Annotated in this window: 14 protein-coding genes and 1 tRNA gene; 10 read left to right on the top strand and 5 right to left on the bottom strand. The window is 67.3% G+C overall.

Features of this window, described 5'->3' with window-relative positions; all coding sequences use genetic code 11:
- From LLH23_11670 to LLH23_11655, 4 genes are all read right to left on the bottom strand, one after another.
- Positions 1-113 (bottom strand): histidine triad nucleotide-binding protein (locus LLH23_11670; GenBank protein MCE5239132.1); only part of this gene is annotated, 113 nt, incomplete at its 3' end.
- A gap of 59 nt (positions 114-172) precedes the next feature.
- Positions 173-940 carry a TIM barrel protein gene (locus LLH23_11665; GenBank protein MCE5239131.1) on the bottom strand — a complete coding sequence of 256 codons (768 nt, stop codon included), beginning with the start codon at positions 938-940 and terminating at the stop codon, positions 173-175.
- A 101-nt stretch (positions 941-1,041) separates the two neighbouring features.
- Complete coding sequence (locus tag LLH23_11660; GenBank protein MCE5239130.1) at positions 1,042-1,824, bottom strand: ABC transporter ATP-binding protein; 783 nt, start codon at positions 1,822-1,824, stop codon at positions 1,042-1,044.
- Positions 1,825-2,649: an ABC transporter permease gene (locus LLH23_11655; protein MCE5239129.1), complete on the bottom strand. Its 825-nt coding sequence runs from the start codon at positions 2,647-2,649 to the stop codon at positions 1,825-1,827. It lies immediately after the preceding gene.
- A 114-nt stretch (positions 2,650-2,763) separates the two neighbouring features.
- Here LLH23_11655 and LLH23_11650 point away from each other — a divergent pair, with 114 nt between their 5' ends.
- The 9 genes from LLH23_11650 to LLH23_11610 all read left to right on the top strand — a co-directional run bounded on the left by LLH23_11650 (position 2,764) and on the right by LLH23_11610 (position 12,316).
- Positions 2,764-3,561: a class I SAM-dependent methyltransferase gene (locus tag LLH23_11650; GenBank protein ID MCE5239128.1), complete on the top strand. Its 798-nt coding sequence runs from the start codon at positions 2,764-2,766 to the stop codon at positions 3,559-3,561.
- Positions 3,562-3,627: 66 nt separating this feature from the next.
- Positions 3,628-4,737, top strand: a complete 1,110-nt coding sequence (locus tag LLH23_11645; GenBank protein ID MCE5239127.1) for a glycosyltransferase family 4 protein — start codon at positions 3,628-3,630, stop codon at positions 4,735-4,737.
- Positions 4,724-5,695, top strand: coding sequence for a glycosyltransferase family 2 protein (locus LLH23_11640; GenBank protein MCE5239126.1), 972 nt, complete (start codon positions 4,724-4,726; stop codon positions 5,693-5,695). Before LLH23_11645 ends, LLH23_11640 begins: the two co-directional genes overlap by 14 nt.
- A gap of 33 nt (positions 5,696-5,728) precedes the next feature.
- Positions 5,729-7,021 carry an inner membrane CreD family protein gene (locus LLH23_11635; GenBank protein MCE5239125.1) on the top strand — a complete coding sequence of 431 codons (1,293 nt, stop codon included), beginning with the start codon at positions 5,729-5,731 and terminating at the stop codon, positions 7,019-7,021.
- 44 nt (positions 7,022-7,065) lie between these two features.
- Positions 7,066-8,016, top strand: a complete 951-nt coding sequence (locus LLH23_11630) for a hypothetical protein (GenBank protein MCE5239124.1) — start codon at positions 7,066-7,068, stop codon at positions 8,014-8,016.
- A gap of 31 nt (positions 8,017-8,047) precedes the next feature.
- Positions 8,048-9,802: a tetratricopeptide repeat protein gene (locus LLH23_11625; GenBank protein ID MCE5239123.1), complete on the top strand. Its 1,755-nt coding sequence runs from the start codon at positions 8,048-8,050 to the stop codon at positions 9,800-9,802.
- A 15-nt stretch (positions 9,803-9,817) separates the two neighbouring features.
- The gene (locus LLH23_11620) at positions 9,818-10,864 is read left to right on the top strand and encodes a hypothetical protein (protein MCE5239122.1); all 1,047 of its coding nucleotides are present in this window, start codon (positions 9,818-9,820) and stop codon (positions 10,862-10,864) included.
- On the top strand, positions 10,861-12,171 hold the full coding sequence (locus tag LLH23_11615; GenBank protein ID MCE5239121.1) for a C45 family autoproteolytic acyltransferase/hydrolase: 1,311 nt from the start codon (positions 10,861-10,863) through the stop codon (positions 12,169-12,171). Before LLH23_11620 ends, LLH23_11615 begins: the two co-directional genes overlap by 4 nt.
- A 57-nt stretch (positions 12,172-12,228) precedes the next feature.
- A tRNA-Leu gene (locus tag LLH23_11610) sits at positions 12,229-12,316 on the top strand.
- A gap of 30 nt (positions 12,317-12,346) precedes the next feature.
- Here the strand turns inward: LLH23_11610 and LLH23_11605 are convergent.
- Positions 12,347-13,366 carry a zinc-binding dehydrogenase gene (locus tag LLH23_11605; GenBank protein MCE5239120.1) on the bottom strand — a complete coding sequence of 340 codons (1,020 nt, stop codon included), beginning with the start codon at positions 13,364-13,366 and terminating at the stop codon, positions 12,347-12,349.
- 133 nt (positions 13,367-13,499) lie between these two features.
- Here LLH23_11605 and LLH23_11600 point away from each other — a divergent pair, with 133 nt between their 5' ends.
- Positions 13,500-14,768, top strand: a complete 1,269-nt coding sequence (locus LLH23_11600) for a hypothetical protein (protein ID MCE5239119.1) — start codon at positions 13,500-13,502, stop codon at positions 14,766-14,768.
- The last annotated feature ends 250 nt before the right edge of the window (positions 14,769-15,018 follow it).

Genomic DNA, 15,018 nt, shown 5'->3' with positions numbered 1-15,018 from the left:
TGCACGGGGCCCTGCGGGTCAATGTCGCGGAAGGCGTAGCAGCGCTCGTCCACGTAGACGGCGTCCGAGGGGATGTCGCCCCGGATGATCTGGCAGAAGATGCAGTCCGACATGCTGACTCACCTGTCCCTGGACACGAGCATGGGCGCGATGAATCGCGCCGCTACCCGCTCTAGAGCCCCGCGATCTCCTTGACCTGCCGCAGCGCTGCTGCCGGGCAGCCGGTCGGGCGGAACTCCAGGCCCACGAAGCCGGCATAGTCGGTCTCGGCGATCTTCGCGAACACGTTCCTGTAGTTGATCTCGCCTGTGCCCGGCTCGAAGCGACCGGGCACGTCCGCGACGTGGAAGTGCCCGATCTTGTCAATGTTGCTCGTAATGCGGGCGATGAGGTTGCCCTCGGAGATCTGCTGATGGTAGATGTCGAACAGCAGCTTCACGTTCGGGCTGCCGACCTCGTCGAGGATCTGGAAGCCCTCATCCGAAGTGACCAGGAAGTAGCCCTTGTGGTCCACGAGCACGTTGAGCGGCTCGAGCACGATGGTGATGCCGTGCTCCTCGGCGAACGGGGCGATGCCCTTCAGGCCGGCGACGATAGCGTCGTGCTGGGCCTTGCGGCAGATGTCCATCTCCTGGCCGGTCGTGGTGATGAGCGTCGGCACGCCCATGCGCTCGGCCAGCAGGATGGACTCCTGGGCTCCGGCCACCCACGTCGCGGTCGTCTCAGGGTTCACCAGCGGGGCGTCGGCCACGATGCAGAAGGCCGCGATCTGCACGCCGGCCGCGTCGGCCTTGCCCTTGATGGCATCCATGTCCTTGTTCTTCCAGCCCCAGAACTCGAGACCGGGCAGCCCGACTTCCGCCACCGCCGCCGGCCGGTCGAGGATGTCGAGCTTGTTGAACAGCATCTCAATGCAGGCAGACAACTTGAGTTGAGCCATCGGTAACACCGCCATGTTTGCTGGTAGTTGGGTGTGGCGGGACAACATTCGACAGGGGGAGAGAGGGGACCTTCCGGGGGCCCTGTAGGGGAGGCCTCGCGCTAGAGGGGCGCTGCGTCCAGCGTGTCCTTCATGCCGTCATAGTCCGGCATGTGCTCGGCCACATAGGCGGCGACCACGTCATCGGTCGGGCCCTCCTGGCGGACCAGCCCGTTCTGGATCCAGATGACGCGATCGCAGAGCCACTGCACCTCGGCCATGCGGTGGGACACGAACATGATCGCCCCGCCCTGCTGGCGGAACTCGGCCAGCCGCCGCCGGCACTTGTGGTGGAAAGCCTCGTCGCCGACCGCCAGCACCTCATCCACGAGCAGGACATCGGGATCCAGATGCACCGCGACGGAGAAGCCCAGGCGCATGTACATGCCCGAGGACAACATGCGCACCGGCGTGTCCACGAACTCGCGGATGCCGGCGAAGTCTATGATCTGCTCGATCTTGCGCTGAGTCTCCCGCCGCCTCATGCCCAGCAGCGCGCCGCTGAGGTAGATGTTCTCCACCCCGGTCAGGTCGTCATGGAAGCCGACGCCGGCCTCCATCATGATGGAGATGCGGCCGTTCACTGTGACGACGCCTGCGGTGGGGCGCAGCACGCGGCCGACGATGCCCAGCAGCGTGCTCTTGCCCGAGCCATTCGGCCCGATGATGCCGACCGCCTCGCCCGGCTCGATGTCGAAGGACACGCCGCGCAAGGCCCAGAACTCCTCGCGCTGGGATGTGATGCCCTTGACCCGCCTCACCACGGCGTCCTTGAAGCCGAGAACCCGGTCGTGGTACACGACATAGCGCTTGTGCAAGTCGCGGACGCTGATGCGGGGCTCCATCTAGAGCACCTCCGGCAGGCGCCACTCGTGCCGCTGCCACACCATGAGGCCCAGCAGGAAAGCCAGCACGGACACCCCCAGGGCGATACCGAGGTACATCGGGTCAGGGAGGGTCAGGTGCAGGTTGCCGTCGGGGCCGGGCAGCCCCAGCAGGATTCCACGCCAGCCCTCGCAGTAGACCGCCATCGGGTTGAGCATGAACAGGTGCTTGTAGAGCGGCGGATGGCCGTTGAGCAGCTCGGACGAGTACAGCACCGGTGTCAGGAACATGGCCACCTGGAAGATGTTGGTGAGGGCGTACTCGACGTCCTGGAAGTACGTGTGGGCGCTGGCCGCCATGAAGCCCAGGCCCGAGACCAGGAACGTCTCGCCGATCACCAGGACAATCAGGAAGAGGAACATCTCGTCGAAGGCCACCGGGCGGAACAGGAAGAACAGGAACAACACGCCGGTGCTGAGCAACAGGTGGACGAGATTGGCGAACACCGTCGCCAGGGGCAGCATCTGCCGGGGGAAGTAGACTTTCTTGACCACGCCGCGGTAGCGCAGCACCGACGAGCAGCAGTTCAGTACGGTCACATTGAAGTACGTCCAGGGGATGAGGGCGACCAGGATGTTGATGGAGAGGTTCCTGCCTCCCCAGCCCATGATGTACTTGAGCACCATCGTGTAGATGATGATCTGGTAGATGGGGGTCAGCAGCGACCACACGAAACCCAGGGCGCTCCGTCGGTAGCGGACCTTCAACTCACGGGCCGTCAGCTCGCGTAGGAGGTCCCAATGCGTCCAGAGTTGTTGTAGAGGGAGAACTAGTGCCGCTCGCATGCCTCATATGCAACACCGCCGGTCGGCGCGTTGGTTCCGGCTCTCGCTGGCAGGTGTCACGGCTCTATGCGCCACGCGCGAGCCGATTCCTGCCGACCCAACAGGTAGTGTGCCATGCCCCTAGACGCAGTCATTGAGCGACTGATCCCCGGCGAGCGCGGCGACGAGGGACTGCTGCAACGTCACCTGGCGGCCTATGCCTTCGTCGTGCACGAAGCGCCAGCGGTGACGCTGGCCCTCGACTGTGGCTGCGGCATTGGCTATGGCGCGCACATACTGGCGCGGCACTGCGGCCCCACGGTGGGCCTGGATCGCGAGTGCGAGGCGCTGCGCGAGGCCCGGAGGCGATACCCCGGGCCACTGGCGCACGTATGCGGCGACGCCCAGGGCCTTCCCTTCGCTGACGGGGCCTTCGACCTCGTCGTTTCCTCCCAGGTCCTCGAACACGCTGCCGACCCGGAGGCCTTCTGCGGCGAGCTGCGCCGCGTGTGCGCTCCCGGTGGGAAGGCCATCATCGCTGTGCCCAATCGCCTGACCCAGGCGCCGGGTGAGTTCCTCAGCTCGGAATGTCACGCGCGCGAGTTCGGCCCGGATGACCTGTGGGATCTGCTGCGGCGGCATTTCAGCGCCCTGACACCCTACGGCACCTTCCCCGGCCCGCGGATGGCCCGCTTCGAGAGTGCCGACACCTGGGCCCGGCGGTCGGTGGCGAGGGACCGGCTGGGGCTGCGGCGGCTGGCCCCGCGCGGGCTGCGCCGGTGGCTGCTGGGCCGCCTGCGGGGGCCTCAGCAGGCCGTGGCGCCCCCGGCGCTGCCGACGGACCTCCTGACACACCATGACTGCGCGTACTACGTGGTGACCACCGGGCCGCTTGAGGAGGCCCTGGACCTGGTTGCCGTCTGCCGGCCGTAGGCCGACCTCCGCCTGCACAGCGCCCGAGGGGCGCAGCAGATCGCCGGCGACGCGGGGAAGGATGCCATGCACATCGCCATTGACGCCAGGACGATCCAGGCCGGCTTCGCCGGAGATCGCGTCGTCCTGGAGAACCTGATACCACAGCTTGCCCGCCTGCCGGAGGTGACGCAGGTCACGCTCTACGGCGACAGCCGCTTTGGGAGCGAGAACCCTCTCCCACGCGCTGACAAGTGCCAGCAGCGGCTCTTTACCACCCGTCGGGGGTGGCTGTGGACCCCCGTCGGCCTGCCGCGGCGGCTGCGTGCCGACGGGGCTGATGTGCTCCACGCGCCCTACCTGGTTCCGCCGGTGTCACCTTGCCCGACGGTCGTCGCCATCCACGACCTGGCCTACCGGATACTGCCCGAGCTGTACCCCCCGACGCGGTCGCGCCTGCGCAGCGGGCTGATCACCCTCTCGGCACACCGTGCGCGCGCCGTCATCACCGACTCGGAGGCCTCGCGCCAGGACCTGCTCAGGCTGATGCGGCTCCCGGCCCGGAAGGTGCATGTGGTCCCTCTGGCCCAGGCCGAGCATTTCACCCCGGGCGACGCGACGGAGGCCCAGGCCCGGGTGCGGGCCGCGTTCGGGGTGGAGCCTCCCATCATCCTGACCGTCGGGTACTCCAGCCCCCGCAAGAACGTCCCGCACCTGCTCGACGTGGTCGCTACCGCTCCGTCGGGGCCGCTGCGTGAAGCCACTGTGGTCGTCGTGGGCCGGCCCGGCATGGACAGCCCGGACACGTTGCGGGATCGCTTCCCCGGTCTCACCGGGCGTCTGGTCTTCACGGGCTGGATCGGCACTGACGACCTGATTGCCCTCTACCGCGCCGCGAGTGTGTTCGCGTTCCCGTCCCTGTATGAGGGGTTTGGCCTGCCGGTCCTCGAAGCCATGGCCTGTGGCACCCCGGTGGTGACTTCCAGCACCACCAGCCTGCCCGAGGTCGCCGGCGAGGCCGCCGTACTGGTCGAGCCCACCGATGGCGCGGCCCTCGCTGCAGCCCTGACCGCCGTCTTGCACGACAGCGCCCTGCCCGAGGACCTGCGGGCGCGAGGCCTGCGGCGGGCAGCAGAGTTCTCCTGGGAGCGCACGGCGCGACAGACATTCGAGGTCTACCGGGATGCTCTCGCCTGAGGGCGCGGTCAGCGTCTCCGTCATCATCATCAACCGCAATGCCCGCGCCCTGCTGTCTCGCGCGATCGTGTCTGCGCGTCAGTGGGCCGGGCGGCAGACCGTCGAGACCATCGTCGTAGACAACGGCTCGACCGACGGCAGCGCCGAGATGGTCCGCGGCCTGTACTCCAACGCCCAACTGATCACCAATGCTGAGGACGTCGGGCGTGCGGCGGCCTGCAACCAGGGCCTGGCGCGGGCTCGGGGGCGTTACATACTCTTCCTCAACAGCGACGCCGAGTTGACGCGCGGCTGCCTGGATGAGCTGGTGTACGCGATGGACACCCGCCCCGATGTCGGCGCCTGCAGCCCCTCCTGGTCGCCCGACGGCCGCAGCACCCCCGCCGGCGTCTTCCCCCGCCTGCGGCTGGCGCTGCTCCCGCCTCGCGCAAGCCGGCGCCTCGAGGTCCGGATGGTCCGCGCCTTCCGCCGCGAGGCTGAGTGCTACGACGTGGACTGGATCGTCGGGGCGGCGCTGATGGTGCGGCGCGAGGTCGTCGAGCAGGTTGGCGGCATGGAGGAGCGGCTGTCCATGTGGTATGATGACATAGACTGGTGCCTGCGGATCAAACGGTGGGGGTGGCGGCGGGTCATCGTGCCAGCGGCGTACGCCAGGCACGAGGAAGACGCCTCGTCGGCGCCGGCGCACGGTTTCCAGTCTGACTTCCGCCAGACGATGGCCGAGTACACGTACTGGCGGCTGCACAAGGGCCGATTCCCGACGGCCCTGCTGTACTGCGTCCGGGTGGCCCGACTGGGCGCCGGATGGGCGCACCTGGTGGCCTGGAATCTGTTCTGTCACAACCGCGACCAAGAGGTGAAGCAGGCGCTGCGGCTGGCCGCAGCGCGCTTTGGGTGGCACTTCAAGCACGGCCCGGGTGTTCTGCTAGGGAGACTGAGACCATACCAGGGGGACTAGGCTGGGCCGTCCCCCGGGGAAAGGCGGCAAGCCATGAATGCCGGACGTCTGGTCTGGATCTTCCTGATCTTTGTCGTCATCTCCATCTGCTGGGCCATCCTGGGGGGCAGCGTCACCCAGCGCACCCGCGAGGCCAACGCCAACCTGCGCGACCAGGTCGAGGGCCTGTGGGGCCAGCCCATCGTGCAGACGGCCCCCGCCTTCACCATCTCGCACGCGGAGACCCGGCGCGAGAAGGGCAAGCGCACGACCGTATGGGTGCCGCAGGGCATCCTGGCCGACAGCAACGACATCCGGGCCGACATGAAGCTGGACCTGAGGCGCAAGGGCCTGCTATGGTACCGGTGCTACAACGTCAGCTTCGATGCGGACTACACCATCAGCCACGGCTATGACAGCGCGGTCTGGGCGGACGCCACCTTCGCCCTGCCCAACACGAGCGCCAGCTACGCCAACTTCGCCTGCACGCTCAACGGCAAGCCGCTCTTCCCCGCGCCGGGCCAGGGCGTCATCGCGGGCAAGGTGCAACTGCGGCCAGGGCAGAAGGGCAGACTGCACGTCCACTACGACACGCGGGGGCTGGAGACCTGGCAGTACAAGTTCGGGGACTATGTCGCGAACATTCGCAACTTCAAGCTGACCGTGATGACGCACTTCGACCGGGTGAACTTCCCGCCCAAGACGCTGTCGCCCACGGACAGGCAGCCGGTCGAGGGCGGCGGGACCAGGCTGGTGTGGGACTTCGGCACGCTGATCTCGGGGTTCGCGGCGGGTGTGGAGGTGCCCGAGAAGCTCAACGCCGGGCCGGTGGCCTCCCGCATCGCGTACTTCGCGCCGGTCGGGCTGCTGTTCTTTGTCTGTGTAGTCGTCATCATCGGCCTGACGCAGGGCAAGAACCTCCACCCGATGCACTTCTTCTTCATCGCGGCGGCGTTCTTTGCCTTCCATCTGCTGTTTTCGTACCTGGCCGACCACCTGCCTATCGGCCCGACGTTCGTGATCGCGGCGGCGGTGTCGGTGCTGCTGGTGGTGAGCTACGTGGTGCGCGTCCTGGGCGGGCGGTTCACGTTCACCGTAGTCGCCCCGGCCCAGTTGCTGTTCCTGGTGCTGTTCTCGTACGCGTTCTTCTGGCATGGCTACACCGGCCTGACCATCACCATCGCCTCCATTGTGGTGCTGGCGGTGCTGATGCACGTCACGGCGGGGGTGAAGTGGGACGAGAAGGTCGTGTCGCCGCCGCGACCGCCGTACCGGCCGCCATACCCGCCCAGCCCCGCGCCCCCGCGCCCCGCGCCACCCGCGCCGCCGACGGGGGACAGGGGATAGGGGCCAGGGGGCGTACTCCACCTCAAGTCATAGCGAGACAATCCATGGCAGAACTGAACACTGACAACTGGGTCCGCGTCGGCTGGCAGGGGCTGTCGTTCACCATGCCCGACGACTGGAACATCGGCGCCATCGGCGGGGAGAAGGCGCAGGGCTACCTGCGCTACGACGATGGCGACATGCCGCGGCTGGAGATCAAGTGGGCCGACGCCGGCAACAGCTTCGTGGACCTGAACAAGGTCGTGGAGAAGTACCTCCGCGAAATGTCCAAGGGCAAGAAGAGCCGGACCGAGGTCAGCCGCGATGTGAAGCTGGCCAGCAAGCGCAAGATGCGCGGCAAGAAGGCCCCGCAGTTCTTTGCGTGGAAGGGCGAGACGCAGGGCTTCGGCGCCGCGTGGTTCTGCCCCGATTGCCACAAGACCGTCATCCTGCAGGTCATGGGGCGACTCGATGAGCCGGTGCAGGCGATGGCCGAGCAGGTCATCCTGGACCTCGAAGACCACCCGCGCGAGGACTGGGTCCTGTGGAGTGCCTACGGCTTCGACTTCTACAGCCCCAAGGACTTCGTGCTGGCCAGCCAGAAACTGATGGCCGGCCTGATCGAGATCGGGCTGGCGCAGGGCGACGAGCAACTCCACGCGTCGCGCTGGGGCATGGCTAACGTGATCCTGCGCCGACAGAGCCTGCTGGACTGGGGCAAGCACGAGTTGGCCAAGCGTCTCAAGAAGTTCGACGCCCAGTACACGGAGATGACCCATCGCGGGCACGACGCCATTCTCATCGAGGGGCGCACGGCGCTGCCGCAGGAGAAGCTGAAGTCCTTCGTGGACCATGTGCGCGGCAAAGGCTTCCCGGACCGCGTCAAGGCCCTGCTGTGGCACTGCCCGGAGAGCAACAAGCTGTTCTACGTCGAGAGCATCGTGGACCGGGAGAACCTGCAACTGGTGGAGGACGTGGCGGCCCGGGTCACGTGCCATGGGAACCCTGGAGCGTGAGCGCAAGTCCTACCGCGCGTGGAGGCGCACCATGAGACGCGGCCCCATCGTGGCGTTGCTGATCCTCGTCGGCCTGGCGGTGCTGGCCGTCGCTGCGCCGGCCCAGCCGGTGGACGCCCCCGCACAGGGCGGGGTGTCGGCGCAACCGGCAGGGACCTCGCCGCAACGCCAACAGGCCGCGGGCATCCTCAAGGCCGTCCAGGAGATGATCGCGGCTGGCCAATATGAGGACGCCGAGCGCAAGCTCCAGGAAGCGCGCGACCTCGACCCGACCTACCCCGCCGTCTACAGCAACTTCGGCTACCTGTACGACGCCTGGCGCGAACACACCAGGGATGTCGCCACGACAGACCAGATCATTGCGCTGCGCACCAAGGCCCTCGACGCCTATGGCCAGCTACTCACGCTGTGGCCCGATGACGCCTACGGGCGCGAGCACATCAAGCCGCTGTTCTACGAGGGGTACTTCCCCCGGGCCGTACGCGAGCCGTACCTGGCCTTCAGTTCCGTCGGCTTCGTCAATGACGTGGTGCGGGTGGGCGATCTGACTCGCCGCCTGGCCTACACCAACTCCGTGCTCTTCCATGAGGACATGAAGCGCGGCGGGGCGCAGCGCGACGGCGAGCCGCCGCAGATTGCGGTACCGGTCACCGGTGACAAGGTCTTCTGCCAGGTCAATCGCTCGTGCTATGGCTACACCATGGCCGCCGACAGCGACCGGTACCTGCTGAGCTTCGTCCTGTCCTGGCCCTCGGAGACGCTGAGCGCCGGGCGGAACTACAGCCCGGTCGCCACGCGGCTGGTTCATCTGCTGCTGCGCTACTGCTGGTACGGGCGGCTGTACCTGAGCCTGCCGCGCGAGCCGGGACTGGTCAACGCCTACCTGTGCCGCCAGGGCCCAGCCGGAGCGGAGACCTACAAAGACGCTCTGTACTTCTACAACATAGACACGCCCCGCAGCGGGATCGAGTGGGCGCGGCAGGCGGCCCACGAGTACGGGCACCTGGTGCTGCCGGAGATCGGGCGTTTCGCCCGACCCGAGCCCTTCGCTTCCGGCGAACTGGGGGAGAGACTGCTCCTGCAGTACCTCGCCCAGGAAGCAGGGGAGGTCTCGGGCGATCCCTGGCCCTCCGAGGCAGCCCGACAGGCCGTGGCGGCGCTCTGGCCCGAGGGCGACTTCGCTGTGGCCGACTACATCGAGAAGGTCTGCCGCACCTCATTGGACTACTGGCTCGCGGCCGGACCGGACGCCGGGCTGCTGTCTACCGGGGAGGTCGGCGCGGACGCCATGCAGTACCTGATCGGCTTCCTGCTGTGGACGCAGGCGGCGTACGGTCCGGACACGCTGCGCGGGGTCCTGCAGAGCGCGGCCGGCACGCAGCCGACTGACTATGTGGTGGCCTTCAAAGCCCTGGTCGCGCGGCAGGCCCAGCAGGGCGCGCTGAGCATGGACGCCGGCAGCCTGAACCTGAAGGCCAGCAAGCTCAAGCAACCGCCGCTCGAGGGCGCGCTGCGTCGTCGCGAAGTCGTCGTGTCGCCGGGCGACAATGTGCTCTTCTATGCCTACCTGCCCGCCGGGACATGGACACTGGCACCGCAGCCGTCGCAGCCGGAGCTGACGGTCATGGTGGACGGCAAGGGCCCGCTGCCGCTGGATGAGAAGGGTTGCTTGCCCCTCGGCCGCCTGGCGACAGACGGCTGGCACACGGTCGGCCTCCGGCTGTCGGACAAGGGCCAGGCCTTCACGCTGGAACGGCTGACCTTGCGGCTCGAGCCGCAGACCTAGGGGACACCCCTCGCGATGGGCGACGTCTTCATATTGGGCGCTGGCTTCTCCCAGGCTGTCTTCTGCGGCATGCCCCTGCTGGCAGACCTGTCCTTGCGTGTAGGAGCACTGGCGCAGTCCCCGGCCTCGAGGAGAGCGTCGAGTACGCCGCTGTTCGCAGGGAACGTGGAACTCCTTCTTGACTACCTATGCTCAAGACAACCCTGGCACTCCGAGGAGGAGACACTGAGCAATCGCGCGGCCTTCCTGATGCTGAGCCGCGCCGTTGCTGACACTGTGTCCGAGGCGGAGAACCACTCTTTCTCGACCGCCCCACCAGAGTGGGTCGTCGGGCTAGTCAGGGCATGGCACGACCACCGAGCTCAAGTGCTCTCTCTCAACTACGACACGATAGTCGAGCGCGTCGCTTGCAGCAGTCTCGAGCAGATCGTCGAACCGCACCTGTGGCGCCTGCCGGTCTGTCGCGGTATCGCACGTACGAGCATGGTTTTTGGTGGCACGTTCCCCGCTACGCTGCGTCTCCTCAAGCTCCACGGTTCGACCAACTGGTACTACTCGGGCAACTTCGACAATCCTGGCGACCAGATATACTACGTTGCGGTCCCTAGATCCGGTGACGACAAACGCGAGGAAGCGCGGCAGCTTGACGAGGAGCATGTGAGAGACAAGGTGCCGCTGGTCATACCACCCGTCGCGACGAAGACGGGCTTCTACGCCAACGATACCCTGCGCCTTCTCTGGCACGATGCCGCGCGGGCAGTCTCCGCCGCGGACCGAGTGTTCCTGATCGGGTACTCCCTCCCGGCAACTGACTTGACGTTGCGGTACCTGCTGGGCACCAACACTAGGGCACGCTCAGGGCAAGTGCACGTCGTCAATCCAGACGTTGGCATCGAGCGCAGGCTGTTCGATGGCGTATTTGACAGCCGGAATTGGACCGCCGGGTCGGACTTCGTGGGAGGCCTGGACTGCGTTCAGAGGTTCGCTGAGTGGTATGCTGCGTCAGGCGCAGCTGGCGGCATAGCCAGTCAGGCGAGTCACGTGTCTGAAGGGCGCCTATGATTCCCCGCCGTCCACTCCTGGTATCCCTTACTCTCCTCGCAGCCTGCGCCGTCGCCAACGCCCAGTGGGAGGAGACGACACCCCAGCGGTACCGCTGCAACGGCTACCGGGTGCTGCGACTGGTGGGGACGCCGGAGGAGATGGGGCGGCAGCACGGGCGGCTGCTGGGCTCGCAGGTGCGGCGCGTCGTGCGCGATGTCATCGGCGGTGAGGCGGGGGACCCGGAGCGGCACGCCCGGCTCATCGCTGGGACGAAGCGTATGGAGCGGCAGCTTCCCTCCGACATCCGGGAGGAGTTGCATGCCCTGGCCGGCACCGCGCGGGTGGACTACTGGGACCTGGTGGCCCTGCAACTCTTCGGCGATGTCTGGCGGGCTTCGCAGTGCAGCAGCTTTGCCGTCTATGGCCGCGCCACGGCGACCGGGGAGCTGGTTGCCGGCCGCAACTTCGACTTCTGGGACCACGGTGTCAGCGAGTACGCCGCCGTCATCATCCACTACGTGCCCGAGACCGGCATCCCCTTCTTCACCGTCACCTGGGCGGGCATCATCAACGGCTGGACAGCCATGAACACCAAGGGCGTCCTGGCCGCCAACAACACCTCCTGGGGGCGCTCGGACAGTCTCGACGGCCTGTCCACCTGCTTCATGATCCGCAAGATCGTGCAGCACGCGAGCACGGTGCAGGAGGGGGTGGACATCATCCAGAACACCCCACGTGCGTGCGGGACGAACATGCTCGTCGCCGGGGGCAGTCCGCCGGCGGCAGCGGTCGTCGAGTATGACCACGAGCAGGTGGCGGTGCGCTGGGCCAAGCCGGGCGATGCGCCCCTGCCCGAGCTGCCGCCGCGCTCCCAGCAGGCCCCCCCTGCGGCGGACCAGCCGGCCGCCCTCAATCTGCGCGACGACACCGCCAATGGCGCTGCCGACACCGCGCCCTTCGACAACACCTGGCTGGAGCCGGAGGGGAACTACGACTATGTCTCCGGCTTGCCGGGGGTGGTCATCGCGACCAACCACTTCCGAGCGCTGTACCAGGACGAGCCGCAGGGCGGGTGGGTCAGCTGGTGCGGCCGCTACCGGAAGCTGGAGCGGCTCATCGGGGAGAACTACGGGCGGACTGACCGGACGATGAACTTCATCGGCCAGCCAGGGGTGGGGATGGGGAGCATCAACCTGCACTCGGTGCTGCTATTCCCGGCGGACCTGACCTTCCGGGTCTCGATGGGCCGCGCCCCGGCCTATGAGTACCCGTTCCGCAGCTTCCGCTTGACGCCCACAGCGATCGTGTCGGCCGAGGACGACTGACGCGCCTCGCCGGCCGATGGACTGGGGCGAAGGGTTCTGCTATACTTCCCACAGTGTGCCGGAGTGGCGGAATGGTAGACGCCGGGGACTTAAAATCCCTTGTCCCGTGAGGGGCGTGTGGGTTCGAATCCCGCCTCCGGCACCATCCTCCCTCGCCCCTTGGGTCGTCCCCCGCTCAGTCTCCGCTCAGCTTCACCAGGGCTTTGACCACGCGGCGCTCGCGAATCGCCGCCAGGGCCTCGTTCATCTCCGTCAGCGGGAAGGCGTGGTCCAGATCCAGCCAATGCTCCGCACGCAGGCGGCCCCGCTGTATCAGTTCCACCACCCGGTCGTGCGTCTCATACTCCCAGTAACCCTTGTTGGCAAACGTGAAGCTGCCGGGCGCGCGCTGGGGGTTGATCGTGACCCTGCCGTAGTCGTCCACACCGTAGATGGCGACGACACCATCCGGTCGCACGAGCGGCATGACGCGGTCGAGTTGCCCGATCTTGCCCACGGCGTCAATCATCAGGTCGAAGCCGTCCAGTCCACGCTCCCGCGCCGCGGCGACCAGGTCGTCCTCGTGGTACGAGATGAAGTCCGTGGCTCCGACGGCGCGGGCCGTCTCCTCGCGCGCGGGGCTGCCAATGGCCAGGACGGTCGCCGCGCCCAGATTGACGGCGTGGTTCATGTAGGACAGCCCGTTGCCGCCCGTGCCCATCACCAGCACCTTGGCCCCTTCCGCCACGCCCATGCGGGTGATGAAGCTGAAGGTCTCGCGCCAGGTGATGACCATGGTGGACCGGGCCGGGTCGAAGTCCCTCGGCAGGACCTGCTGGATGCCCTTGGTCCAGTCCAGCGGCACGCCGTCGCGCTCCATGGCGCGCCAGTCGCTCACCAGCCCTCGCTCCGCGAAGCCGCCCCAGTGCACGCGCAGGTCCTCGGTCGGGCGGTTGCATAGCCGGGTCACCAGATCGCCCACCTTGAAGCACTCCACCTTCGGGCCGACCTCAATGACGCGGCCGATGCTCTCATGGCCCAGGATGGTGGGGAACTTGATGCCAAAGAGGGGGTGGCCGCCCAGCAGGTGCAGGTCCGTGCCACTGCACGTCGTCCCGTACAGCCCCTCGCACAGGCAGTCGTAGTCGCCCATCACGGGCTCGGGCACTTCCCGCACGACGAGCTTCCCTGGTTCCTCGATGACGGCAGCTTTCATGTGTGTGCGCTCCATTCACGCGTGGGCAACGATGGCGATCCCCTTGCGGCGTGTCTCTTCGCCGGTCCCGGAGACCACACCTGCGGAGTGGTCAAGGCAGGCGGCCGGGTGCTGCATGGCGAAGAGCCCGCCCATGGCAGCTCACCTGGTCAGCAGCCTGGATGTACGGGACTTTGGCGCCGAGACGGTGCGCGTCGGTGACCTGAACGGCGACGGGGCCCCGGACCTGCTCTTTGTGCAGAGCCTCCGGGGCCCGCGCCGCATCACGTGCCTAACCGCGACGACCATTCAGGGAGAGGTGCTGTGGCAGACCGGGACGCCTTCAGCGGCCAACGCCGCGATCTACAGCGACCTGCCCGTGCAGATCGTTGATTGGGACGGCGACGGCCGCAACGAGGTGCTCGTCGTGCGGCAGGCCGACTACCTGAGGGTCGAGACGCGACCGGACGGCGTGATCGAGCGGGCGCTGGAGTATGGCGGGGCCGCAGCGATGGTCGTGCTCGACGGGCAGACCGGGCAGCAGAAGGATGAGTTCCCGCTCCCGGCGCCGGCCGATGACAGCTTCCTATTCGCCAACCTCACGGGCCAGGGCCGCCGCGATCTGGTGGTCAAGGACCGCTACTGGAACATGTGGGGCGTATCACACGCCGGGGAAGTGCTGTGGCACTACCCGGGGTCCGTCGGACACTTCCCGGCCTACGGGGACGTGGATGGCGACGGACGCGACGAGATCTTCGTCGGCTTCGCGCTCGTGGATCACGACGGTACGGTGCTGTTCGAGCGCGAGGCGGCCGGCGCCCACCAGGACGCAGCCTACATGGTGCGCCTGGCGGATGGAACATGGCGTCTGCTGTTCGGCAACCATGGCCTGCACTGCCTGACGGCCGAAGGCGAGGAGCTGTGGAGCCACCCACTGGCCGAGGCGCAGCACGTCGTGGCCGGGCGCTTCCGCGCCGACTCGGAGTTGCAGTTCGCCGCTATTGACCGAGGCCAACCCCAGCCGGGCGGTGGGCGCGCCTCGGCCACGCTCTACCTGTACGACGTGGACGGCCGAGAGATCTGGCGCCGGACGCAGCCGGACGGGGGCTGGTACGCCGCCTGCCTGGAATGCAACTGGCTCGGTGCAGGGCTACAGAGCATCCTCGTCTACAGCCGCGGCCCGCATCAACCTGCGGCGATCTTCGACGGGCAAGGCGACATCATCGCCGAGTTGCCGATGGTGCTGCCAGGTGGCGAGCGACCGGAACAGCACTTCCACTTCTACTGCACCCGCGCCGACGTGTGGGGCGACAGCCGTGAGGAGATCATTCTGTTCGGCGGGGGCGGGGCGTGCGTCTACTGCAACGCGGCGCCGCTCGCGGTCCCCACGCTGGTCAACAACACACTCTACCCAGGCATGTGACGGTGGAGGAGTGAACCCCGTGTGCATGAGAACACCCGCAGCACTGCTGCTGGCATCGCTCTGCCTGACGGCGATGGAGGGTCCAATGGCACAGACACAACAGCCTGACTGGAAGCTCGTGAGCGAACACGCGGCGTGGGCGCCTCGTGATTCGTGTGGGGAGGTCGTGCACGAGGGACGCATGTGGCTGCTGGGCGGCTGGTTCAACTCCAACATCATCGGCCCCCGCGACGTGTGGGCCTCTCCCGAC

The sequence above is a fragment of the bacterium genome, assembly GCA_021372615.1.
In the GTDB taxonomy this organism is placed as follows: domain Bacteria; phylum Armatimonadota; class Zipacnadia; order Zipacnadales; family UBA11051; genus JAJFUB01.
This window is presented reverse-complemented; position numbering and strand designations above follow the sequence as displayed.

What these genes read in the sequence shown, in the direction of transcription:
- LLH23_11665 (MCE5239131.1), bottom strand. Translation starts at nt 940, where the DNA reads ATGGCTCAACTCAAGTTGTCTGCCTGCATTGAGATGCTGTTCAACAAG.
- LLH23_11660 (MCE5239130.1), bottom strand. Translation starts at nt 1,824, where the DNA reads ATGGAGCCCCGCATCAGCGTCCGCGACTTGCACAAGCGCTATGTCGTG.
- LLH23_11655 (MCE5239129.1), bottom strand. Translation starts at nt 2,649, where the DNA reads ATGCGAGCGGCACTAGTTCTCCCTCTACAACAACTCTGGACGCATTGG.
- LLH23_11650 (MCE5239128.1), top strand. Translation starts at nt 2,764, where the DNA reads ATGCCCCTAGACGCAGTCATTGAGCGACTGATCCCCGGCGAGCGCGGC.
- LLH23_11645 (MCE5239127.1), top strand. Translation starts at nt 3,628, where the DNA reads ATGCACATCGCCATTGACGCCAGGACGATCCAGGCCGGCTTCGCCGGA.
- LLH23_11640 (MCE5239126.1), top strand. Translation starts at nt 4,724, where the DNA reads ATGCTCTCGCCTGAGGGCGCGGTCAGCGTCTCCGTCATCATCATCAAC.
- LLH23_11635 (MCE5239125.1), top strand. Translation starts at nt 5,729, where the DNA reads ATGAATGCCGGACGTCTGGTCTGGATCTTCCTGATCTTTGTCGTCATC.
- LLH23_11630 (MCE5239124.1), top strand. Translation starts at nt 7,066, where the DNA reads ATGGCAGAACTGAACACTGACAACTGGGTCCGCGTCGGCTGGCAGGGG.
- LLH23_11625 (MCE5239123.1), top strand. Translation starts at nt 8,048, where the DNA reads ATGAGACGCGGCCCCATCGTGGCGTTGCTGATCCTCGTCGGCCTGGCG.
- LLH23_11620 (MCE5239122.1), top strand. Translation starts at nt 9,818, where the DNA reads ATGGGCGACGTCTTCATATTGGGCGCTGGCTTCTCCCAGGCTGTCTTC.
- LLH23_11615 (MCE5239121.1), top strand. Translation starts at nt 10,861, where the DNA reads ATGATTCCCCGCCGTCCACTCCTGGTATCCCTTACTCTCCTCGCAGCC.
- LLH23_11605 (MCE5239120.1), bottom strand. Translation starts at nt 13,366, where the DNA reads ATGAAAGCTGCCGTCATCGAGGAACCAGGGAAGCTCGTCGTGCGGGAA.
- LLH23_11600 (MCE5239119.1), top strand. Translation starts at nt 13,500, where the DNA reads ATGGCAGCTCACCTGGTCAGCAGCCTGGATGTACGGGACTTTGGCGCC.